The sequence below is a fragment of the Kitasatospora sp. NPDC058444 genome, from assembly GCF_042721415.1.
Lineage (GTDB): Bacteria > Actinomycetota > Actinomycetes > Streptomycetales > Streptomycetaceae > Kitasatospora.
Genome location: NZ_JBHXLL010000036.1, coordinates 15,022 through 36,317, shown reverse-complemented (window position 1 = coordinate 36,317; position 21,296 = coordinate 15,022). Strand labels below are relative to the sequence as shown.

Sequence of the window (21,296 nt, the reverse complement as noted above, 5' to 3'; positions counted from 1 at the left end):
AGGCGTCCCGCGACGACTCCTGGAGGGCCCGTGCCGCAGATCCTGGTCGACCACTCGGCCGAACTCGACTTCGACCGGGCGGCCCTGGCCGCCGAGGTCCACCAGGCGATCACCGAGGTGATCGACACCACCGTGGAGGACTGCAAGACCCTCTTCCGCTCCGCCGGCGGCCACCACGTGGGTGACGGGACGAGCGGCGCGGCCGTGGTGCTGGTCGAGGTGAAGATCCTGGCCGGCCGCAGCGCCGAGCAGCGCGCCGAACTGACCGCCCGGGTGCTGGCGGCCCTGCGCGCCCGGATCGACCGGCCCGCCGCCATCGGCGTCCAGGTCACCGAACTCGACCGGGACACCTACCGGTTCGTCCACCACCCCGGCCGCTGAGCGGGGCCCGAAAGCAGCGGGCGGCGCCGGGCCCGTGAGCCCGGCGCCGCCCGCGATGGCGGCACGCCCGCGGTCAGTCCGTCGGGCAGTGGATGCCCGCGGCCGGCACGGTGCCGTCCAGCAGGAACGCGTCCACCGAGGCGCGGACGCACTTGCTCGCGCCGTACCCGGTGTGGCCCTCGCCGTCGCGGGTGAGCAGGACGGCGTTGCCGAGCTCGGCGGTGAGCTTCTCGGCCCAGGCGTACGGGGTGGCCGGATCGCCGGTGCTGCCGACGACCACGATCGGCGTGGTGGCGGCGGACTTGATCACGTGCGGCTTCTCGGTGGCGCGGAACGGCCAGATCCGGCAGTCCGGGTCGAACAGCGCGGCCATCGGGTCGTGCTTGCTGACCAGCGGGGCCTTGGCGGTGAGGTCGGCCAGCGCGGCCTGGAGCTGCTCGCCGGCCGGGGCGTCGGTGGCGCCGTCGGCGCAGTGGATGGCGGTGTAGGCGTCCGCGGAGGGGCTGTAACGGCCGTCCTTGTCGCGGCCGGTGTAGCCGTCGGCGAGGTCGAGCAGGTAGTCGCCCTTGCCGCGCACCATCGCCCAGCCGAGCGAGTTGCGCAGGCCGGTCCAGGCCTTCTCGCCGCCGTAGAGCCGGCTGAGGACGGCGGTCCAGGCCGTGGCGGAGGTCAGGGTGCGGCCCTGCTCCGTCTTGAGCGGCTTGTCCTTGAGGCCGTCGAGGAACGCCGAGAGCTTCTGTATCGCCTGGTCGGGGTCCTTGCCGAGCGGGCACGCGTCCTTGGTGACGCAGTCCGCGGCGAAGGCCTTCAGGGCCCGCTCGAAGCCGGCCTGCTGCTCGATGTTGTGCTGGATCAGCGAGGTGGAGGCGGAGGTGGCGCCGTCCAGGACGAGCCGGCCGACCCGGTCCGGGAACTCCTCGGCGTAGAGCGAGCCGAGGTAGGTGCCGTAGGACATGCCGAGGTAGCTGAGCTTCTGGTCGCCGAGGGCGGCGCGCAGCACGTCCATGTCCCGGGCGCTGTTGCGGGTGCCGACGAACGGCAGGACCTGGGCGTACTTGGCCTGGCAGGCGTCGGCCAGCTGCTTGCCGTGGTCGTCGCCGGGCTGGTCGGTGCTCAGCCAGCCGTCGCGGGCCCGGTCGTCCAGGCAGTTGAGCGGGCTGGTGCCGTCGGTGCCGCGCGGGTCGAAGCCGACGATGTCGTAGCGGTCGTGCAGCGGGCCGTCGAAGCGCTTGGGGCCGTAGGTGACCATCTGGACGCCGGAGCCGCCCGGGCCGCCGGGGTTGAGCAGCAGCGAGCCGATCCGCTGGTCGGGCTTGGTGGCCGGGTTGCGGACCACGGCGACGTCCAGGGTGCCGGTGGCCGGGGCGCTGTAGTCCAGCGGGACCTTGAGGGTGGCGCACTGGAGGGCGGAGGTGTCCTCCTCGTTCTGCGGGTCCTTCGGGCAGGGGCCCCAGGCGAGCTGCTGACCGTAGAAGGCCTTCAGCGCGGGGTCGTTGGCGCCGGTGGGCTTGACCGTGGGCGTGGGCGTCGGGGTGGCCGTCGGCGTCGTGCCGGCGGCGGCAGTGGTGGCCGCGGGCGCGGCGGCGGTGCCGCTCCCGCTGGTGCAACCGGCCAGCAGGGCGGCGGTGGCGACGGCTGCGACGGCGGCGGGCAGGGCGCGCCGCGGGTTCCGAGTGATCATGAAATGCACGGCACAGGAATATCACCTGCCTGTCACATCAGTCACATGGGATTCTCAGACTTCTGTGGCGGGGGCTCTCGGCGGGGTGTCGGGGGTGATGTCGTGCGCCGGGTGAGGTGTGATTCCGCCGGGCGCCGAACGGTGCCATGCTGAGGTCATGACAGAAAGCAGCGCGGTGGCACCGCTCCGTGAGCAGGCGGAAACCGGGAGCCGGCGACGGGAGTTGGCCGCGGCGACGGTCGGGTCGGTGGTCGAGTCCTTCGACTGGAGCATCTACGCCGTCCTCGCGCCCTACTTCGCGGCCGACCTCTTCGGACACGGCAAGCACGGCGTCAGCGGAGTGCTCGGCGCCTACGTCACCTTCGCCGTCGGCTTCGTCGCCCGGCCGGTCGGCTCCTACCTGATCGGGCGGCTCAGCGACACCCGGGGGCGGCGCTTCGCGCTGAGCCTCGGCATGGCGGTGATCGCCGCCGCCAGCCTGGGCATCGCGGCCGTGCCCGGTCAGCAGGCCATCGGGGTCTGGGCGGCGGTGCTGGCCGTGGTCGCCCGGGTGGTGCAGGGGCTCGCCTTCGGCGGGGAGGCGCCGAGCGTGGCCGCCTACGTGACCGAGACGGCCCCGCCCCGGCACCGCTTCGCGTTCAGCTCGATCTCCTACGGCGGAATCGTCCTCGGCTCGCTGCTCTCCTTCGGGGTGCTCACCCTGCTGATCAACACCATCGGCAAGTCCGGCCTGGAGAACGGTGGTTGGCGCCTGGGCTTCGTGGTCGCCGCGCTGCTCGGACTGGCCGCCGTCTGGGTGCGGCGGTGGGCGCCGGAGAGTGCGGAGTTCCGCCGCACCCGGGAGCGCGTGCGGCGCACCGCCCGCCCCCCGTTCCTGCGGACGCTGCGCGAGCACCGCTGGGCGGTGCTCACCGTCTTCCTCAACACCCTTGGCGGGACGGTCGGTTACTACTTCGCGCTGGCGTACCTGCCGCAGTATGCCGCGGCCTACCATGTGATCAGCAAGGAGGAGGCGGCCTCCTTCATGACCGTGGTGCTCGGCGTGGTGCTGGTCACCATGCTGCTCACCGGTGCCGCCGCCGACCGCTTCGGCCTGATGCCGGTCGCCAGGCTCGGCTTCGGCCTGCCGATCCCGCTGGTCGGCATCCTGCTCGCCGGGCTGCGCCAGGGATGGTTGCCGTTCCAGGTCGTCGCCGTGCTGCTGGGGATGCTGGTGGCCACGGTGCTCGGCACGCTCAACGTCTTCACCGGACTGCTGTTCCCGACCGAGGTGCGGGCGGTCGGCCTCGGCGTGGTCAACGCCACCACCATCGCCGCCTTCGGCGGCACCTTCCCGTTGCTCGCCGAGTGGCTGAACGGCCGTCACATGCTGGGCCTGATCCCCGGATACGTCACCGTCTGCACGGCCGGGCCGGCCCTCGCGCTGCTGACGGCGATGAAGGTGCCGTCCTTCGCCGCGGCCGTCCGGCAGGCGGACGGTGCGGTCGAGCGGACACCGGGAACCGCCTGACGGACAGTCATCCGCTGTGGTTGAGTGGTCCGGACCAGCGCTGAACGGGGAGGGCGACGCATGGGCACCGACGCATCGGGTGCGGACATACCGGACACCAATGGGCGGGACACCGGAACATCGGACGACTGGGGCTTCGACGACTACCGGTCGGGGGCCCGCCTGTCGGAGAGCTGGCTGACCGAAGCCGGGTACGAGGAGCCGCCGCAGGTGGACCTGCGCACCGACCGGGCGCACTCCGCCCGGGTCTACGACTACCTGCTCGGCGGCAAGACCAACTTCCCGGCCGACCGCGAGGTCGGCGACCGCGTCCTGGCCGACCTGCCCGGCGTGCGCGCGGACGCCGCCGCGGCCCGCGCCGTGATGCACCGGATGGTCCGCCGGCTCGCCGCGGTGCACGGCGTCCGCCAGTTCCTGGACGTCGGCACCGGCATCCCCACCGCGCCCAACCTCCACGAGGTCGTGCAGGCCGTCGACCCGGCCTGCCGCGTGGTCTACGTCGACAACGACCCGATCGTGCTCGCCCACTCGCGCGCCCTGCTCACCAGCGCCCCCGAGGGCCGCACCGCCTACGTCCAGGGCGACCTGCGCGAACCGGAGCGGTTCCTGGGCGACCCGGCGGTGGCCGCCACCCTGGACCTGCGCGAGCCGGTCGCCCTGACGCTCATCAACATCGTGCACTTCCTCTCCGACGAGGCCGCGCACCCGCCCGTCCGCAAGATCCTGGACGCCCTGCCCGCCGGCAGCTTCCTCGCGCTCTCGGCGGGGACGGACGAGGTCTCGCCGGAGCGCAGCGCGGCCGCCGTCCGCCGGTACGAGGAGGCCGGGATCACGCTCCACCTCCGCTCGCGCGAGCGCGTCGAACGCTTCTTCGCCGGGCTGGAACCGGACGACCCGGGCGTGGTCCTGATCAACGAATGGCACCCGGAGCCCGCCGAGGTCCCGGCCCCTGGTGAGGGCAAGGTCGCGGTGTACGGGGGAGTCGGCCGGAAGGCGTAGCCGAAATCCTTTCTGTCGAAACGATCGTCTTTACGTGCTCATGTCATTAAAGTGACTGCCCGTCGAACCCCCCACTCGACAGGCGGAGTTTTCATGACCATTGCACGCAGGTCCATCCTCAAGGGCACCTCGGCGGCCGGTGCCGCCCTCGTGGCAGGCTCGACGGCGGCCGCGCAACCCGCGGCCGCCCAGCCGGCCGACGACGCGCCCGCCGGCCCGCTCCTGCAGGCCACCCCGCACCGCACCGGAGCGGCCTCGGTGACCGGGCTGCACCTGCAGTTCGGCACCGACGCCAGTACGGAGATGACCGTCTCCTGGCTCACCCCGCAGTCGGTGCGCCGACCACAGGTGCGCTACGGCTCACCGGACGGCGGTCTCGGCCGGGTCGTCCAGGCCGAGACCCGCACGTACCGGGACTCGATCGACAAGGTCGAGGTGTACGTCCACCACGCGCGGCTCACCGGCCTGCGCCCGGGCACCACCTACCTCTACAGCGCCGGCCACGACGGGGCCAACCCCGAGACCGGCACCTTCACCACCGCCCCGCGCGGCCGCAGCCCCTTCACCTTCACCAGCTTCGGCGACCAGGCCGCGCCCAACCTCCGCCGCCGGATCACCTTCCCCGACGGCATGCCCTCCCCGCTCGGCAAGTACCCGGTGTTCATGAGCAGCCAGGTCGGCACCGCGGCCTCCGCCGACATCGTCGCCGCCGTCGAACGCGTCGGACCGCTGTTCAACCTCATCAACGGCGACCTCTGCTACTCCTCCTACGCCGGCCGCCACGGCCAGAGCCGCACCGCCACCTGGGCCGACTGGTTCATCAGCAACAGCCGCTCCACCCGGCTGCGGCCCTGGATGCCCTGCGTCGGCAACCACGAGAACGAGGGCGGCAACGGCCCGATCGGCGCGACCGGCTACCAGGCCTACTTCACGCTCCCCGACTCCTCGGCCTCCTCCGACGAGGAGACCCGGGGCATGTGGTACGCCTTCACCGTCGGCTCGGTGCGCTTCATCAGCCTCGCCAACGACGACGAGGCCATCCAGAACTCCGGCGACGTCTACCTGCGCGGCTACTCCGGTGGCGCCCAACGGCGCTGGCTGGAGCGGGAGTTGCGCGCGGCGCGGAGCAGCCGGGCGATCGACTGGATCGTGGTCTGCATGCACCACCCGATGATCTCCAGCTCGATGCACGGCTCCGGCAGCGACCTCGGCCTCCGGGAGACCTGGGGCCCGCTGTTCGACGCCTACGGGGTCGACCTGGTGGTGTGCGGCCACGAGCACTACTACGAGCGCTCCCACCCGGTCCGCGGCACCCTGCCCAACGACACCCGCACCCCGGTGCCGACCGACACCCGCACCGACCTGGTCGACACCGGGCGGGGCACCGTCCACATGATCATCGGCGCCGGCGGCAACGCCGCCACCACCCAGGACGACCTCTTCGAGAAGCCCAAGGGCCGGGTGGTCGTCGGACTGGAGGACCCGAAGCCGGGCGCGCCGTACCGGGAGTCGATCTGGGTCACCGAGGACGCGCCCTGGGCCGCCGTCCAGGACCGCACCCACGCCCACGGCTTCGCGGCCTTCGACGTCGACCCGGGCGACCGGCGCGGCGGCACGACCACCATGAAGGTCACCTACTACACCTTCGACGGGCCGCACGGCGACCTCACCCCGGTGGACACCTTCACCCTGTACCGGCGCCGGACCGACGGGCGCGACAGCTGATCGACGGCTGATCGACGGCTGGGCTGCCCGGTATCGGGTGGCCCAGCCGGTCGGGTGGCCGAGCGCCGGGTGGCTCAGCGGCGGAACAGGCCGGTGAGCACGTCCCACCAGCCGCGGCGCTGGGCCGGGACCGCCGGGGCCACCGTCCCGGCGGTCCCGGCCTGCTCGGCCCGCTCGGCGCCCCGGGGTGCCGGGAGGGCCGGCTTCGCGGCCCCACCCTGTGGGGGCTGCTGGTCCTGTCGGGCCTGCTGCGCCCCGGCCTTCGCCAGGTCGGCCTCCGCCTGTTCCGCCTCCGCCACCGAGACCGGGTCCGGCTCGATGTCGCGGGCGGTGAACTCCACCGGCAGCGCCGTCAGATGACGGGAGATCCAGGCCGAGCTCCAGGTCAGCTCCTCCTCGGGCACCGCGAGCCGGACGTCCGGCAGCAGGGTGAGCAGGATGTCGATCCCGGCCTCGGCGACGTGCCGCCCGATGTCCTGTCCGGGGCACTCGTGCGGGCCGGCGCCGAAGGACAGGTGGGAGCGGTTGCCGTACAGCGGGGCCGCCAGGTCGGGCCGGACCACCGGGTCGACGTTGCCCGCCGCGAGCCCGAGCAGCAGCAGGTCCCCGGCGGAGATCCGCTGACCGCCGAGCTCGGTGTCGGTGGTCGCCCAGCGGCCGGCCACCAGGGACATCGGCGGGGAGTCCCAGAGCACCTGGTCCAGCGCCTCGCCCAGGGTCATCTGGCCACCGGAGAGGTGGGCGCGGAACCGCGGGTCGGTGAGCACCATCTTCAGCGAGTCGGCGATTAGGTTGACGGTGGTCTCGTTCGCGGCCAGCAGCACCACCCGCAGGTGCTCCATCACCTCGTCCTCGGTCAGCCCGGCCGGGTGCGCCAGCAGGCGGCTGGTCAGGTCGTCGCCGGGGCTCTCGCGCTTGATGGCGATGGTCCGGCGCAGACCGGCGACCACGTACTCGTTGCTGGCGATCGCCGTCTCGGTGCCCTTCATCAGGTCCCGCGCGGCGGTCACCAGCTGCGGCCCGTACTCGTCCGGCATGCCGAGCAGCTTGGTCATCACCAGCATCGGCAGGTGCTCGGCGAACTGGGAGATCAGTTCGGCCCGGCCGGTCGGCCCGACCACCTGGACCAGGTCGGTGGTGAAGCGGCGGACGTGGCGGCGGATGCCGCGCCGGTCGAAGCCGTTCAGGCCGTCCAGCAGAGCGCCGCGCAGCCGGCGGTGCTCGTCGCCGTCCGCGAACACGCAGATCGGCTGCCAGGCGACCACCGGCAGCAGCGGGGAGTCCGGCGGGACCTCGTTGTTGCGGAAGGCGTTCCACCGGCGCGAGTCCCGGGAGAACAGCGACGGGGTGCGCATCGCGGCGATGTTGGCGCCGTGGCCGAGCACCAGCCAGGCCCGGTGGTCGCCGTGCAGCAGCACCGGGGCCACCTCGCCGTGCTCGGCGCGCAGCTTGTCGTACAGGCCCGCCGGGTCGCTCTCGGCCTCCGGCCCGTACAGGCGGCGCAGGCCCTCGGGGCCGGTCGGGGCGATGCCGCCACCCGCGTGGGCCGGGCAGCCGGGCGGCGGGGCGCTGGGCGGCACGAGGCCTGCGGGGGTGGCGGGTTCGGGGAACGGGGTGGTCACGAGGGGTCTCCGGTCGCGGGTGGGTTCGGTGACGGGCGGTCGGGGGCGGTCCACCAGGGGGAGGGGGCGGACCGCGGGCTCAGCCGGTGGACGGTGCGGCCAGCTCGTACAGGTAGTGCATCAGGGTCATCAGGGTGTCCCGGCTGGACTCCCGGCTGCGCGCGTCGCAGCTGACGATCGGCACCTCGGGCGGCAGGTCCAGCGCGCCCCGGAGCTCGTCGAGCGGGACGGACGGCGCCTCCGGAAAGCCGTTGACGGCCACCACGAAGGGCACGCCGCGCTCCTCCAGCCGTCCGATCACCTCGAAGCTGACCTCCAGCCGGCGGGTGTCCACCAGCACCACCGCGCCCAGGGCGCCCTCGAACAGGCCGTTCCAGAGGAACCAGAACCGCTCCTGGCCGGGGGTGCCGAAGACGTAGAGCACGAGCCGGTCGCTGATGCTGATCCGGCCGAAGTCCATGGCCACGGTGGTGGAGGTCTTCTGTTCGACCCCGGTCGGGTCGTCCACCCCGACCCCGGCCTGGGTCATGGTCTCCTCGGTGGTCAGCGGGCGGATCTCGCTGACCGCGCCGACCAGCGTCGTCTTGCCGACGCCGAAGCCGCCGACCACCACCACCTTGACCGCCGTGGTGACGGTGTCCGGCAGCAGGTCCTCGCCGGCCGGCCCGACCACCGTGTCAGAGCCGCTGAAGTCCATGGATCACCGCCTCCAACAGGGCACGGTCGGGGAGCTCCGCCGCGGGCACGGCGGAGCTGCGGGCCTCGATCAGCCCGTCGTCGAGCAGGTCCGCCAGCAGGACGGTGACCACGCTGACGGGGAGCTCCAGGTAGGCGGAGACCTCCGCGACCGAGAGCGGGGAGCGGCACAGCCGCAGGATGGCGGCTTGCTCCGGCTGGTGGGCCGGGGTCGCCTCGGCGCGCGAGACGATCAGGGTGACCAGGTCGAAGACCCCCGGCCCGGAGGGGCCGCTGCGGCCCCGGGTGATGACGTACAGCCGGTCGGGCTCGGGGCCGTCCCAGCCACCCTTCTCGGCCGTCATGCCACCGCCTCACTGTGCTCGTTCATGTGCCCGTCCCACCGCCGGAACCCGCCGCGGCAGGCCGGGCCGGGGGCCGGTTCACGCCACCACCTCGGGGTTGCGCGGTGGAGTGGACAGGTGCTCGCCGATCCGGGCGACCAGGTCGCGCATCTGGTGGCTCACCAGCCCGGCGTCCACGCCCTCGTCGGCGAGCACCGCGAGGTAGGCGCGGTCGCCGGCCGCCATCAGGTAGAAGTAGCCGCCGTCCACCTCGATCACCACCAGCCGCATCGAGCCGTCGCCGTGCGGGAACTCGTGGCCGATCGCGCCGGCCAGGCTCTGCAGCCCGGCGCAGGCGGCGGCGAGGCGGTCGGCGGTGTCCGGATCGGTGCCGTACTGGGCGATCCGCAGGCCGTCGGCGGACAGCACGATGACGTGGCGCACGCACGGGACGCTGTGCGCGAGGTCGTTGAGGATCCAGTCCAAGTTGTTGCGGTGCGGAGTCACTGCTCGCCTTTCCCTGCCGTCTCTTCACTGGTGTCTGCGGCGCTGGTGTGTCCGGCACCCGCCTGTCCGGAGCCCGTCCATCCGTGGTCCGTGACGCGTCCGTGGTCCGTGGTGAGGCCGCCGGACGTGGTGTGTCCGCTGTCCGTGTCGAGGCCGCCGGACGTGGTGTGTCCGCCGTCGGTGGCGGGCCCGGCAGCCGCCGGAGCGGACGGGCTCGGCCCGGCTCCCTTGATGCCCTCCATGAACGCCTCCAGCCACAGGCCCGGCTGCTTCGGCTCCTTGGCCGGGCGGGTCGCCTGGGCCGGCGGTCCGGCCAGTGGCCCGGCCGGCTGCGTCATCGGCCCGGCGGGCTTCGCGGCGGCGCGCGAGGCCCCGCCGAAGCCGCCCCGCGGCATCATCGGCCGGCTCCGCCGGCGCTGCGGCAGGCCGTTGGGCGTCCACTCGGTCACGATCACCTCGTCGTCCCCGGCGCCCGGGCCGGAAGGCCCCCACGGGTTGGTCGAACCGTAGGACGGCCCGACGCCGGCCGAGGTCGTCCGGGTGCCCCAGGGGCGGCCCGGGGCCGCGTGCCGGGGCGGGTTCGCGGGGAGCGGGCGGGGGCCGCCGAAGGCGCCGATGCCGTGCGCCCGCCCGGTCGGCGGCGCGGTGGTCAGCAGCTCCTGCGGCACGACCAGCACCGCGCGCACGCCGCCGTACGCGGAGCGGCGCAGGGAGATCTGGAAGCCGTACGCCTGGCAGAGCCGGCCGACGATGGCGAAGCCCAGCCGGGGGGACTCGGTGAGGTCGTCGAAGTCCTTGGAGACCATCGCCTCGCGGATCGAGCGCTCGGCGCGGATCCGGGCCTCGTCGGTGAGCCCGAGGCCGCCGTCCTCGATCTCGATCGCCATCCCGCTCTGCACCTCGGAGGCGCTCAGGTGCACGTGGGTGTGCGGCGGGGAGTAGCGGGTGGCGTTGTCGAGCAGTTCGGAGACGGCGTGGATCAGCGGTTCGACGGCCGGTCCGGTGACCGAGATCTGCGCCACCGGGTGCAGGTCCACCCGCTGGTACTCCAGGATCCGGGACATGCCGCCGCGCAGCACGCTGTAGAGCGCGATCGGCCGGGTCCACTGGCGGCCGGGGCGGGCGCCGGACAGGACCGCGATGCTGTCGGCCAGTCGGCCGGTCAGGGCGTTGCCGTGGTCCAGGCGCAGCAGGTCGTCGAAGACCGCCGGGTCGTTGCCGTGCCGGTCCTCCATCTCCCGCAGGTCCTTGGCCTGCCGGTGGATGATGGCCTGCACCCGGCGGGCGATGTTGACGAAGGCCCGCTCGGCCGAGTCGCGCCGGCTGACCTCGTCGTCGACGGCCTTGGCGACGGCCTCGGCGACGGCGATCAGGGACCGGCGGAACCTCGGCGAGACGGGCGCGTCGCTCTCCTCCAGCGGGCGGGTCAGGACGTCGAAGGAGTACCCGTACCGGGCCCCGGCGACCACCCGGCGCATCTCGCCCCGGGCGAGCCGGTCCAGTTCGTCCTCCTGCCCGGCCAGCCGGCGTTGGAACTCCTCGACCTGCCGGGCGTGCCGGTCGCGCGACTCGTTGAGCACCCGCCCGCGGCGTGCCGACTCGGCGGCCACCACGGCCACCAGCACGGTGCCCGTCGCCCCGCACCACAGCACCCCGGCCCGGGCCTCCGCGGACACCATCGCCGCGGCGACCGCCACGGCCGCCGCCATCACGGCCGTCGGCAACAACCAGCCGAGCAGGGGCGCTCGGCGCCGTCTGGCGAGTGACGATCCAGCTCGAAGCATTCAGCATCCTCAAACGATCGGAACAGCAAGGGGACAGACAGGGGACCGGCTCCGCGGGCGTGGTGGTGCAGCATAGCCAAGTTCAGGACATCCTGACCGAAAGTCAAAAATACCGTCCCGCAGCCGACTTGCCGCAATCATCCGGGCAACACCGACATCTCGCACACCAGTCGCAACCCGGAGCGGCGGCCGCCCTCCCACCAGGCTTCTCGCCCCGCCGCCCGCGCGCCGCCGACCAGCCCTGGATTCGCTCATGCGAAGGGTTTCCGCGCCAAGTCCCGCCACCTCACGGCGAGTTCGTGCTACGTGCGGTGGAACCCGTCAATCAGGGACGCGACAATCACTCGGACGGGGATCCGCGGCCGGGTCCGGCGAGCCGCACCGTGCGGTCCCGATTCCTCGCCGCGCGGAGCGCCACCGCTCTTAGGCTCCTCGCATGAGCGATCACGACAGCCGAGCGCCGGGCCCGCTCGGCCGGACCCTGCGCCACCTCATGGGCGACGCGGTCTGGACGGGCATGCTGGCGGAGGCGTTCGAGCGCCGGCACCCCATCGGCGCCACCCTGCTGCGCCAGGGCGAGCCGGGCACCCACGTCCTCGCCCTGCTCGCCGGAGTGGCCAAGGTCAGCCGCCGGGAACGCAACGGGGACGTCCGGCTGCTGGCGTTCCGCGGCCCGGGCGAACTCCTCGGGGAAGTCGCCGTCCTGGACGACGGCGTCCGCTCGGCCAGTGTCCAGGCGATCTCGGACTGCACGGTCGCGGTGGTCGCCAAGGCGGCCTTCCTGCGCTTCGTCGCCGAGCGCCAGCTGTTCCCCGTGATGGTCCGCTACGCCATGGGCCGGCTGCGGGAGTCCGACCTGGCCCGCACCGGCGGCGACGTCGTACCCCGGCTGGCGGCCGCCCTGGTCGCCCTGGCCGACCTCTCCACGGGCCCCGCACCGACCGCCGGCCGCCGGATCGAACTCGCCCTCACCCGGGACGAACTGGCCCAGCACCTCGGCGTCTCCCGCAACACCGTCACCGCGGCCCTGGTCGCCCTGGCCGCCCACCACGTCGAAGCCGGCCGCAAGTCCATCGCCCTCGACGACCTCCCCGCCCTCCGCCGCGCCGTCGCCTCCCTGCACGGCTGACGCTCTGTCGGCCCCTGCCCGCCCATCGATGTGACCTCCGTCACTCTCCTTCTGCACTGAGTGAGCACACGGCGCGACGCTGTGTCGCGAAGCTTGATGGCGCAAGGTCAGCACCGAACCGACGAGGAGCAGAGATGACGGAGTTCGACCAGCCGATGCCCGAGGCCAGCGCCCTGCCGTACAGTCGCAGCCGGCGCCTCCCGCCGTACCGGGGCATCGTCGCCGTGGACGCCAAGGACTTCACCGGGTACCCGGCGATCGAGCACGGCATGATCAGCAGGTCCGTGGCGCAGGTGCTCCAGCAGTCCTTCGAGCGGGCCGGGCTGGGCGAGGTCTGGCAGGACCGGCGGTTCCCCAACTCGACCGGTGACGGGTACGTGTTCGGCTTCGACCCGGCCTGGATGCCCTTCCTGATCCACCCCTGGCTGAACATCCTCCAGGGGCGGCTCACGGATCTCAACGTGCACTCGGCCGGGACGGTGCGCGTCCGGCTGCGGGTCAGCCTCAACATCGGCCCGCTCCCCGACGCGGGCGGCGAGTTCGACGGCAACGGCACCCCGCGCAACGACACCCACCGGCTGCTCGACTCCCGCCCGGTGAAGGCCATGCTGGCCGCCTCCAGCGAGAGCATCACCCACGTCGCCGCCATCCTGTCCGACCGGTGCTACCAGGACGCGGTGGCGAGCGGCTACACCGGGCGCCACCCCGACCACTTCATCGAGGTGCCGGCGACCGTCGAGGGCAAGCGCTTCGACCAGCAGGCGTGGCTGTACGTGCCCACGCCCTCCGGGAACCTGTACGACCGCCGCATCCTCGGCGACGCCGTCGTCGCGGAGCAGGAGGGGCGGGACGACCGGAAGGCGGAGCGGCCGAGGGAGGGGCGCGGGGCGCCCAGGACGGTCGTGACGCAGCGAGGGGACGGCAGCAACCTGAACAGCGGAACGGTGTACGGCGGTCAGAGCGTCAACAACGCGGGAGGCGACTCCTACGGAGACTTCGGTGGCGACTTCGTCCGGGGCAACAAGAGCGGTGACACCATCCACGGCGACAAGCACGGGCACCACCGGTGAGCCCCGACGAGCGCCCGGCCATCGAAGGGCCGTCCGGCGTCTCGGCCGGCTTCGACCCTGACTTCGACCTCGATGACCTCGACGGCGATCTGGCGGACCGGATCGCCGCCTGGGGGGCGGGTCGACCGAACTTCATCTTCGCACCGGGCAGCAACGTCAACACCGGGTCCGTGCACGGGGGCCAGCGTGTCGAGAACGGCGCGGGCGGAGCCGCGCCGGGCGGCGGCGAGCGGGTGGAGGCGCAGGACGGACCCATCTCCGCGATGGAGATCCTGGCCGCTCAGACCGGGTTCGCGAAGCCGGACTGCTTCCCCGAGGCATTGCGGACACTCAACACCCGCCTGCTCTTCCTCGCCGGCGAACCCGGCACCGGACGCCGCACCACGGCCCTCAACCTGTTGTCCGAGAGCAGCGGGAACACCATGGCCCTGCGCGCCCTTGACAGCGACTCGGACCTGTCGTCCTGGCGTCCCACCCACCGCGAGGCGCGCGGGTACCTGGTGCACGGCCTGTCGCCCGTGGTCAGGCTGGGGCCGACGGCGATCGCCAAGCTGCGTGATCGGCTGGAGAAGGCCGACGCTCGCATGGTGGTGATGCTGCCGTACGACGCGGAAATGCTCCGCCAGCTGGCCCGTGACCTGGACATCAGCCCGATGCGTTACGCGCCTCCGTCGCCGCGCGCTGTCTTCGAAGCACGGCTGGCGGCCGCAGTGCCGAACGAAGGGCGGCGTCGGGAGCTTCTGAACCGGCTGGCAGCCGATCTGGACGACCTGCTGGCCCCCGAGCTGATGCCCGCCCAGGTCGCCGAACTCGTGGAGGAGGTGAGCCGGTCCGGTGACGACGGGCCCGACCCGGCCGACCTCGGCCAGCGGCTCAGCTTCCTCGCGGAGACGGAGGTCCCCGACCTCCTGAAGGAGCTCCGCGAGGACCCGGACACGCTGGCGTTCCTGCTGGTGACGAGTGTCCTGGAGGGCCTCGACCACCGGATCATCCGGGATGAGACCGACCGGTTGCTCAAGCTGGCCGACGGCCGGCTGGACGCGGTGCTGCGGCCGAACGGGGACAGCGACGCTCAGGCGCCCCGGCCGAACCCGAGGTTCGTCCTCCGGCGCTCCCTCGACGAACTGCTGGCGGCCGTCCGGGCCGAGTGCGCACCCGGCGGGACACAGAGGACGTCGAGCTACACCTACACGGTGGAGCCGGTCCGCTTCAAACGACACCGGCAGGCGGAGACGGTGCTGCGGCACGTGTGGCGGCAGTACGGGGACGTGTCGGTACTGCTGACCGAGTGGATCGACAAGGTCCCCGGCAGCGCATCCGACCTGGCCGAGCCCATGGGCCGCGCGGTGGGGCTCGCCACGGGGTGGAGCGGGGGCCGCCAGGCCTTGCTGCACATCCGCAAGTTGGCCAGGTCCGAGCACACCCAGAGCCAGAGCATCGCCGCGTACGCGCTGGGGATCGCGGCCCAGGACCCGATCCTCGTCGGCGAGGTGAAGCACCGCCTCGACAGCTGGAGTTACAAGGGCGGCTGGCAACTTCGGTCGACCGCGGCCGCCGCCTGCGGCGGAGACTTCGGAGCGGCCCGGCCGGAGTTCGCGCTCTCACTGTTGAGCCGCTGCTACCGCGGGGAGGACGGGGACGAGCGCACCGTCGCCGCGACGGTGCGCTGGGCCCTGGGGAGCCTCTTCGCGGGCGGACACCAGACGGCCGTGTTCCGCAAGCTCGTTGAGTGGGCGGACCAGTCGAAGCGTGACGCCGAGCTCGCGCACACGGCCTTCCTCGACCTGCTCCGAGAACCTTCGTGGTTCCAGCAACATCTGCTCGGTGAAGGCGAGTTCGGTGAACCGCTGATGGCCTTCGTGCGGCGCTGCCTCAATGACGAGGGCCTCTTCCAGCGGTCGTGCACGAGGCTGCTCGGATGGTGTCGTCGGGCGGTCTGGGATGAGCCGCTCCGCGCGGCCGTGGAGACGCTGGTCACGAGGCTCGCTCAGGACATGCGTCCCGGCGAGCTGCGGCTGATGGTCGAGATCGATCGCAGCGACGACCCCGACTTGGTCGGCCGCGACATCGCCCACCGCGCCCTGGAGGCCTGGCGGCACGGCGAGCCGCACCCGTACCGTACCGACCCCGTGTCCGGAGGACCCGATGACCCTCGACGCTGACCCGCCCGTCTACACCCAGGCCACCCGCGCGCCCTGGCGGGAGATCCTCCGGCACCGTTGGTCCGGACGGCGTGACCGGGCCCTGGTCCTGGTGGACCGGGCCGGGATGCACCACCAGCTGGGTGAGCGCCGTCCGGAATCCGCTGGCGTGGGGGCGGCGATCGGCGCTGTCCCCCGGCTGGGGCTGCGCGGGTTCGACCGGGCGTACCTGGTGGAGCTGGACGAGCGGCCGGGTGTCCGGGCGGTGGGCCTCCGCACCCCGTACGGCACGGAATCGGTGGAGATCCACGTCCTGTGGTGGGTCCAGGATGCCGCGCAGGTCGTCCGCACCCGGACCGGCCAGGGGTGGCTGCCGGTGCGCAAGGACCTGGAGGGCCGCCTGCGCCAACTCAACGACCAGTTCGCCGCCGCGCAGGCGAGGCTGGGCCCGGAAGAACTGGTGCAATACCTCGCGGCGCCGTACGTGCTGCCCCACTTCGGCCTCGGCTACCGCGTCACGGACGTCCTCGCCCGTGAGCGCGGCGGCGAACTGCGTCTCGGAGCGCCCGACGCGACGGACGTGCCCTTCGACTGGACGGCGAAGAGCAAGGAGGAGTACGCGTTCTGCCGGCGCCAGGTGCAGGACGGCCCGGTCGCCCTCGCCGCCCTCTGGCTCGCCAGGAAGCCCGACGAGGTGCGCGACGTCCTGGACTGGGTGGTCGACCACGCCGAGCTGCTCCGGGGCGAGACCACCTGGCAGGACCAGATGGCGCTGATGCTGGGCAAGTTGACGACGCAGGAACAGGAGGAGCTCTCCAAGGTGCTGCGCGACCGCTTGGTGGCCCTGGGGCGGCAGGTCCCCGGGCCTCCGCCGCAGCCCCCGGGGCAGGGCTTCACCAAGCTCCACTCCCACGTCAACGGCTGGTCCGGAGCCGTGCCGAACGGGGTGCCGCGATGACCCGGGCAGGCGTGCGCGGCGAGCCCGTCCGGCGTGGGCCGCACAGGCGTTCCGTGGCCAGAAGCCCTCGTCGGACGGCCCTCCGACGGTCCCGTCGGCCCGCCGCGCCGACAGCGGTGTCCAGCCCGTCCTCGCTGGCGGCGATGGAGCGGCTGATGGCGGCCAACAGTGCGGAGCTCGTCCGGGCCGACACCAAGGCCGCCGTGTTCCTGGCCTTCACCGGGGCGGTGCTGGCCACCTTCATCCCGCTGGACGGCGGTGCCGGGTCCGGTTCCCTGGGCTGGACGGTGCCGTTCCTGCGGTGGGGGGCCGTGGCCAGTGCCCTGTTGGCGGTGGGCTGCTTCGTCTCCGCGCTGGTGCCGCGGCACCGGAAGGGGCGGCGGGGTGGTGCGGCCGGGCCGGGGTACTTCGAGCACATCGCGCCGGGGGCGGGGCCGGAGCGGCTGCGTCGAGCCTTCGAGCGGGCCGGGCACGACCCGGCGGGCCCGCTGCTCTCGGCGCTGGCCGGCACCAGCACGATCATCCGCGTGAAGTACCGCTGGATCGAGGCCGGTACGGCCCTGCTCCTGCTGGCGCTGCCCCAGTTCGCGCTCACCCTCGGGCCGCTGTGACGGGGGGCCGCTGACGGGCCCCGGCCGCACCACCACGGCCGGGGCCGGTGGCGCGGTCGGGGGCAACAGGTGTTGCGTAATGGGGCAATGATGGTTGACGGGCTGCGGCGCGGGTCCGTACAGTGCCGGGCCATGGACACGGACGATCTTGGTCAGCGGGTGGCGGAGGATGTGGCCGGTGGGGGCGGGCTGGAGGGCCTGCGGCGGCTGTCGGGGGTGATCGAGGCGCTGGAGGAGCGGCGGACGGAGCTGGTGGAGGAGCTGCGGCGCGGGCGGGAGGCGACCTGGGAGGAGATCGGGCGGGCCTGCGGGATGACGCGGCAGGGCGCGACCAGGCGATGGGCGGGGCGGCTGCGGGCGCGGTCGTTCGGGGTGGCGGCGGACGCGTACCAGCACGGCCGGCCGGGCTATCCGCGGGCGCTGATCGGCTCGGCGGTGCCCCGGGAGGCCCGCAGGGTGCTCGATCTGGGCGCCGGGACGGGCAAGTCGACCGCTCTGCTGGTCGACGCGGGCCTGGACGTGGTCGCGGTCGAGCCCGACGAGGGGATGCGGGCGCGGTTGGCCGCGACGGTGCCGAAGGCGGCCGTCCGAGCGGGTTCGGCCGAGCGCATCCCGCTGCCGGACGCCAGTGTGGACGCCGTGGTGGTGGCGCAGGCCTGGCACTGGTTCGACCCGGTGGTCGCGGTGCCGGAGATCGCCCGGGTGCTCGTCCCCGGCGGCACCCTCGCACTGGTGTGGAACGTCCGGGACGAGTCCGAACCGTGGGCGGCCGCCCTCGGCGTGCTGATGCACCGTGCGAAGCCGCCGCGGATCGACACCAGGCCGGTCCTCCCGGCGCCGTTCGGAGCGCCCGAGCGGCTGGAGATCGGCTGGGAGCACGTCACCACCCGGGCCGGGATCGTCGACATGGTCGCCTCGCGCAGCTATGTCATCGCGCTGCCGGAGCAGGAGCGGGTGCGCCTGCTGGCCGACGTCGAGCAACTGCTGGCCACCCACCCGGACCTGGCCGGTCGTGAGGAGATCGCCCTGCCGTACGTGACGAGGTGCACCCGTGTCCGCCTCGGCTGAGCACGGCCGGCCTCCCGTGGCGCCTTCCGCAGCCCGGTCCGCGGCCCGGTCTGCGGCCCGGCCCGCGGTGCTGCGCCGCCTGGGTGTCGCGGACGCCGAACCGTACCGGGCCTTCCGGCTGGCGGCGCTGCGCGAGACGCCGAGCGCCTTCACCTCCAGCCACGCCGAGGAGGCCGGCAAGCCGCTGTCCGCGACGCTGCACCGGCTGGCCGGGGCCGAGCGCGGGCCCGGCACGCTGATCGGTGCCTTCGACGCCACCGGCGCGCTGGTCGGCACCGCCGGGTTGAAGGTCTCGCAGCGCGGTCAGGAGCGGCACAAGGGCACGCTGTACGGCATGGCGGTGGCCCCCAGCGCTGCGGGCCGGGGGATCGGCCGCGCCCTGGTGCGGGAGGTGCTGCGCATGGCGCGGCAGGACGGGCGGCTGCGGCAGGTGCTGCTGACCGTCTCGGAGGGCAACGAGCCCGCCCTGCGCCTCTACACCGCCTGCGGCTTCGAGGTGTGGGGGCGGGAGCCGAGGGCCGTCGTGGTCGACGGACGGGCGGTCGCGAAGCTGCACATGGTGCGCCTGCTGGACGGGGACCGGGCGGAGGCGGCGGGGCGCTGACAATTGTCATGGTGGGCCGGTGCGCGAACTCACTGCCCCCTGCCGCAGGTCCGCGACCAGCATGGATGCCATGACCTCCACCGACCTTCAGCACCCCGACACCCGTCGGGCCTTCCGCACCGTACGGCGGCTCGTGCTCGCCTACCTCGGCCTCAGCGTCGTCACGCTGGCGGCCGCCGTCGCCCTCCGTGACCACCACACGATGGTCAACGCGCCGGTGCTGGTCCGCGGCACCATCGTCGTGGCCAGCGCCGCCCTCACGCTCCTGCTGACCGTCCGGGCCGCCAACGGCTCCCGGGGCGCGTTCCGGCGGCTGCGGATCCTGTCGGCCGTCATGCTCGTCGCCATCGCCACGATCATCGCCCTGCCGGGGACCTTCCCGGTGTGGATGAAGGTGGAGCAGGGCGTCTGCGGGCTCGCACTGCTGGGGGTGGCAGCGGTGGTCAACGGACGGCACCTGCGTAGCCTGTTCGCCAGGCTCTGAGGAGGGGGACGCAAGGGTGACCGGCCTCGATCGCACAAGCGAAGACCGCGAGCGCGACCTTACGGGCGAGCAGGACCGCGAGCGCGACCGCGACCGCGGGAACGAGCGCGACCCCGACCGCGGGCGGGACCACGACCGCGACCACGCCCCCGCAGCGGTGGACCGCGCGGCCACCTCCCCGGGCCCGGCGGGCGCACCGGGCCCCGTCCAGGGCTGGGGCCGCGGCTGGCGGCGCCTCCTGCTGGGCAGCGGGATGATGGTCTTCCCCGCGCTCACCGCCGTCGCCGTGGGCAACACCGTCTCCGGGGCCGCCGCGGCCGCCGGATACGCCGTGGTCGTCGCCTTCTGCCTCTGCTGCGCGCTGCTGGCCCTCGCCCCCGGGGCGGGCCGACGGCAGTGGACGGCGCCGCTGCTGGCGGTGATGACGGCGCTGTTCCTGGCCGTGCTGCCGTTCGCCCACGGGGACGCCTTCTTCCTCGCCACCGTGGTCGTCTCCGCGGTGGCGATCCAGTGGCGCGAGCACGCCGCCCGGGCGGTGGCGGCCGGCACGCTGGCCGCGCTGGTGGTGCCCTGGGCGGTGCGTCCCTGGCACACCGGTCCCGGCGCGTTCCAGGCCCTGGCCCTGCTGTTCACCTCGCTCACCTGCGGCGCCTTCGCCGAGATCGCCGCCACCAACGACGCCCTGGTCGCGGCCCGGGCCGAGGTGGCGCGGCTCGCCTCGGAGGCCGAGCGCAACCGGATCGCCCGGGACCTGCACGACCTGCTGGGGCACTCGCTCACCGCGATCACCGTCAAGTCCCGCCTCGCCCAGCGGCTCGCGGGCAAGGACCTGGACCTGGCGGTGGCCGAGATGGCCGCGGTGGAGTCGCTGTCCCGGCAGGCGCTGACCGACGTCCGCGCCGCCGTCAGCGGCTACCGCGAGGTGACGCCGGCCGGCGAACTCGCCCGCGGCCGCGAACTGCTGCGCGCCGCCAGGGTGGTGGCCGACCTGCCGACGACGACGGACGCGGTCGCGCCGGGGGAACGGGAGCTGTTCGGCTGGGTGCTGCGCGAGGGGATCACCAACGTGGTCCGGCACGCCCGGGCCGAGCGCTGCTCGGTGCTGCTCACCGCGACCTCGGTGGAGATCCGCGACGACGGGGCCGGTGCTCTCGGCGAACCCGGTGGTTCGGGCAAGGGCCTGACCGGGCTGCGGGAACGCGTCGCCGCAGCGGGCGGTACGGTCGAGGCGGGCCCGCTCGACCCGCGCGGGTGGCGGCTGCTGGTCACCGTCCCGCCGCGGGGTCCGGGCCACGGCAGACCTGAGTCCGGCAGCCGGCCTGACTCCGGTCGGCACCACTCCGGCAGCCGTCCCGACTCCGGTCGGCCCGACTCCGGCCACGAAGGGACGACATGACGATCCGCCTGCTGCTCGCCGAGGACCAGGAACTGGTCCGCACCGCGCTGCGCACCCTGCTCGACCTGGAGGACGACTTCGCCGTGGTCGCCGCCGTCGGCCGTGGGGACGAGGTCGCGGAGGCGGCGAGGGAGCACCGGCCGGACGTCGCCCTGCTGGACATCGAGATGCCCGGGCTGGACGGCCTGGCGGCCGCCGCCGTGCTGTCCCAGCAGGCGCCGTGGTGCCGGGTCGTCATCCTCACGACCTTCGGCCGCGCCGGCTACCTGCGCCGGGCCATGGAGGCGGGCGCGCTCGGCTTCGTGGTCAAGGACGCCCCGGCGGAGGTGCTGGCCGACGCGATCCGCCGGGTCGCGGCGGGGGAGCGGGTGGTGGACCCGGAACTGGCCGCCGCCACCCTCGCGGCGGGCGCCTCCCCGCTCACCGCGCGGGAGCGCGACGTGCTGAACGCCTCCCGCTCGGGCGCGGGGGTGGCCGAGATCGCCGCCAAGCTCTACCTGTCCGAGGGGACGGTCCGCAACTACTCCTCCTCGGCCATCGCCAAGACCGGCACCCGCAACCGTACCGAGGCCCTGCGGGCCGCCGACGAGCGCGGCTGGCTCTGACC

Annotated in this window: 20 protein-coding genes; 14 read left to right on the top strand and 6 right to left on the bottom strand. The window is 73.6% G+C overall.

Annotation, left to right across the window (positions count from 1 at the left end; translation table 11 throughout):
* The first annotated feature begins 30 nt into the window (after positions 1-30).
* Positions 31-381, top strand: a complete 351-nt coding sequence (locus ACFWP2_RS29445) for a 5-carboxymethyl-2-hydroxymuconate Delta-isomerase (protein ID WP_380456949.1) — start codon at positions 31-33, stop codon at positions 379-381.
* 73 nt (positions 382-454) lie between these two features.
* On the opposite strand, the gene ACFWP2_RS29440 is transcribed toward ACFWP2_RS29445, so the two are convergent.
* Positions 455-2,062, bottom strand: a complete 1,608-nt coding sequence (locus tag ACFWP2_RS29440) for an alpha/beta hydrolase (RefSeq protein ID WP_380456947.1) — start codon at positions 2,060-2,062, stop codon at positions 455-457.
* 157 nt (positions 2,063-2,219) lie between these two features.
* On the opposite strand from ACFWP2_RS29440, the gene ACFWP2_RS29435 reads away from it, so the two are divergent.
* From ACFWP2_RS29435 to ACFWP2_RS29425, 3 genes are all read left to right on the top strand, one after another.
* Positions 2,220-3,572 (top strand): MFS transporter, encoded by a 1,353-nt coding sequence (locus ACFWP2_RS29435; RefSeq protein ID WP_380456945.1) that lies wholly within the window; start codon positions 2,220-2,222, stop codon positions 3,570-3,572.
* A 60-nt stretch (positions 3,573-3,632) separates the two neighbouring features.
* Positions 3,633-4,571 carry an SAM-dependent methyltransferase gene (locus ACFWP2_RS29430; RefSeq protein WP_380456943.1) on the top strand — a complete coding sequence of 313 codons (939 nt, stop codon included), beginning with the start codon at positions 3,633-3,635 and terminating at the stop codon, positions 4,569-4,571.
* 93 nt (positions 4,572-4,664) lie between these two features.
* Entirely contained in the window at positions 4,665-6,296 is a 1,632-nt protein-coding gene (locus tag ACFWP2_RS29425) for a purple acid phosphatase family protein (protein WP_380456940.1), read from the top strand.
* Positions 6,297-6,370: 74 nt separating this feature from the next.
* Here ACFWP2_RS29425 and ACFWP2_RS29420 read toward each other — a convergent pair whose 3' ends face one another.
* The 5 genes from ACFWP2_RS29420 to ACFWP2_RS29400 form a co-directional block, all read right to left on the bottom strand.
* Positions 6,371-7,918, bottom strand: a complete 1,548-nt coding sequence (locus tag ACFWP2_RS29420) for a cytochrome P450 (RefSeq protein ID WP_380456938.1) — start codon at positions 7,916-7,918, stop codon at positions 6,371-6,373.
* A gap of 79 nt (positions 7,919-7,997) precedes the next feature.
* Entirely contained in the window at positions 7,998-8,615 is a 618-nt protein-coding gene (locus tag ACFWP2_RS29415; protein ID WP_380456936.1) for an ATP/GTP-binding protein, read from the bottom strand.
* Positions 8,596-8,958, bottom strand: a complete 363-nt coding sequence (locus ACFWP2_RS29410; RefSeq protein ID WP_380456934.1) for a DUF742 domain-containing protein — start codon at positions 8,956-8,958, stop codon at positions 8,596-8,598. The genes ACFWP2_RS29415 and ACFWP2_RS29410 overlap by 20 nt, the downstream gene beginning before the upstream one ends.
* Positions 8,959-9,036: 78 nt before the next feature.
* Positions 9,037-9,444, bottom strand: a complete 408-nt coding sequence (locus tag ACFWP2_RS29405) for a roadblock/LC7 domain-containing protein (RefSeq protein WP_380456932.1) — start codon at positions 9,442-9,444, stop codon at positions 9,037-9,039.
* A complete protein-coding gene (locus ACFWP2_RS29400) occupies positions 9,441-11,171 on the bottom strand; it encodes an ATP-binding protein (RefSeq protein ID WP_380456930.1) in 1,731 nt (576 codons plus the stop codon). The genes ACFWP2_RS29405 and ACFWP2_RS29400 overlap by 4 nt, the downstream gene beginning before the upstream one ends.
* Positions 11,172-11,664: 493 nt before the next feature.
* Here ACFWP2_RS29400 and ACFWP2_RS29395 point away from each other — a divergent pair, with 493 nt between their 5' ends.
* The 10 genes from ACFWP2_RS29395 to ACFWP2_RS29350 all read left to right on the top strand — a co-directional run bounded on the left by ACFWP2_RS29395 (position 11,665) and on the right by ACFWP2_RS29350 (position 21,294).
* Entirely contained in the window at positions 11,665-12,357 is a 693-nt protein-coding gene (locus ACFWP2_RS29395; protein WP_380456927.1) for a Crp/Fnr family transcriptional regulator, read from the top strand.
* 134 nt (positions 12,358-12,491) lie between these two features.
* Positions 12,492-13,427: a hypothetical protein gene (locus ACFWP2_RS29390; RefSeq protein WP_380456925.1), complete on the top strand. Its 936-nt coding sequence runs from the start codon at positions 12,492-12,494 to the stop codon at positions 13,425-13,427.
* Positions 13,424-15,589: a hypothetical protein gene (locus tag ACFWP2_RS29385; protein ID WP_380456923.1), complete on the top strand. Its 2,166-nt coding sequence runs from the start codon at positions 13,424-13,426 to the stop codon at positions 15,587-15,589. Before ACFWP2_RS29390 ends, ACFWP2_RS29385 begins: the two co-directional genes overlap by 4 nt.
* The gene (locus ACFWP2_RS29380) at positions 15,573-16,526 is read left to right on the top strand and encodes a hypothetical protein (protein WP_380456921.1); all 954 of its coding nucleotides are present in this window, start codon (positions 15,573-15,575) and stop codon (positions 16,524-16,526) included. The genes ACFWP2_RS29385 and ACFWP2_RS29380 overlap by 17 nt, the downstream gene beginning before the upstream one ends.
* A gap of 155 nt (positions 16,527-16,681) precedes the next feature.
* Positions 16,682-17,137 carry a Pycsar system effector family protein gene (locus tag ACFWP2_RS29375; RefSeq protein ID WP_380456919.1) on the top strand — a complete coding sequence of 152 codons (456 nt, stop codon included), beginning with the start codon at positions 16,682-16,684 and terminating at the stop codon, positions 17,135-17,137.
* A 132-nt stretch (positions 17,138-17,269) separates the two neighbouring features.
* The gene (locus ACFWP2_RS29370; protein WP_380456917.1) at positions 17,270-18,205 is read left to right on the top strand and encodes a class I SAM-dependent methyltransferase; all 936 of its coding nucleotides are present in this window, start codon (positions 17,270-17,272) and stop codon (positions 18,203-18,205) included.
* Between the two features lie 16 nt (positions 18,206-18,221).
* Positions 18,222-18,809: a GNAT family N-acetyltransferase gene (locus ACFWP2_RS29365; protein WP_380456915.1), complete on the top strand. Its 588-nt coding sequence runs from the start codon at positions 18,222-18,224 to the stop codon at positions 18,807-18,809.
* A gap of 70 nt (positions 18,810-18,879) precedes the next feature.
* Entirely contained in the window at positions 18,880-19,293 is a 414-nt protein-coding gene (locus ACFWP2_RS29360) for a hypothetical protein (RefSeq protein ID WP_380456913.1), read from the top strand.
* Between the two features lie 16 nt (positions 19,294-19,309).
* Complete coding sequence (locus ACFWP2_RS29355; RefSeq protein ID WP_380456911.1) at positions 19,310-20,689, top strand: histidine kinase; 1,380 nt, start codon at positions 19,310-19,312, stop codon at positions 20,687-20,689.
* On the top strand, positions 20,686-21,294 hold the full coding sequence (locus ACFWP2_RS29350; protein WP_380456909.1) for a response regulator: 609 nt from the start codon (positions 20,686-20,688) through the stop codon (positions 21,292-21,294). Before ACFWP2_RS29355 ends, ACFWP2_RS29350 begins: the two co-directional genes overlap by 4 nt.
* Positions 21,295-21,296 lie beyond the last annotated feature (2 nt).

What these genes read in the sequence shown, in the direction of transcription:
- ACFWP2_RS29440 (WP_380456947.1), bottom strand. Translation starts at nt 2,062, where the DNA reads ATGATCACTCGGAACCCGCGGCGCGCCCTGCCCGCCGCCGTCGCAGCC.
- ACFWP2_RS29435 (WP_380456945.1), top strand. Translation starts at nt 2,220, where the DNA reads ATGACAGAAAGCAGCGCGGTGGCACCGCTCCGTGAGCAGGCGGAAACC.
- ACFWP2_RS29430 (WP_380456943.1), top strand. Translation starts at nt 3,633, where the DNA reads ATGGGCACCGACGCATCGGGTGCGGACATACCGGACACCAATGGGCGG.
- ACFWP2_RS29425 (WP_380456940.1), top strand. Translation starts at nt 4,665, where the DNA reads ATGACCATTGCACGCAGGTCCATCCTCAAGGGCACCTCGGCGGCCGGT.
- ACFWP2_RS29415 (WP_380456936.1), bottom strand. Translation starts at nt 8,615, where the DNA reads ATGGACTTCAGCGGCTCTGACACGGTGGTCGGGCCGGCCGGCGAGGAC.
- ACFWP2_RS29410 (WP_380456934.1), bottom strand. Translation starts at nt 8,958, where the DNA reads ATGACGGCCGAGAAGGGTGGCTGGGACGGCCCCGAGCCCGACCGGCTG.
- ACFWP2_RS29395 (WP_380456927.1), top strand. Translation starts at nt 11,665, where the DNA reads ATGAGCGATCACGACAGCCGAGCGCCGGGCCCGCTCGGCCGGACCCTG.
- ACFWP2_RS29390 (WP_380456925.1), top strand. Translation starts at nt 12,492, where the DNA reads ATGACGGAGTTCGACCAGCCGATGCCCGAGGCCAGCGCCCTGCCGTAC.
- ACFWP2_RS29380 (WP_380456921.1), top strand. Translation starts at nt 15,573, where the DNA reads ATGACCCTCGACGCTGACCCGCCCGTCTACACCCAGGCCACCCGCGCG.
- ACFWP2_RS29375 (WP_380456919.1), top strand. Translation starts at nt 16,682, where the DNA reads ATGGCGGCCAACAGTGCGGAGCTCGTCCGGGCCGACACCAAGGCCGCC.
- ACFWP2_RS29370 (WP_380456917.1), top strand. Translation starts at nt 17,270, where the DNA reads ATGGACACGGACGATCTTGGTCAGCGGGTGGCGGAGGATGTGGCCGGT.
- ACFWP2_RS29360 (WP_380456913.1), top strand. Translation starts at nt 18,880, where the DNA reads ATGACCTCCACCGACCTTCAGCACCCCGACACCCGTCGGGCCTTCCGC.
- ACFWP2_RS29350 (WP_380456909.1), top strand. Translation starts at nt 20,686, where the DNA reads ATGACGATCCGCCTGCTGCTCGCCGAGGACCAGGAACTGGTCCGCACC.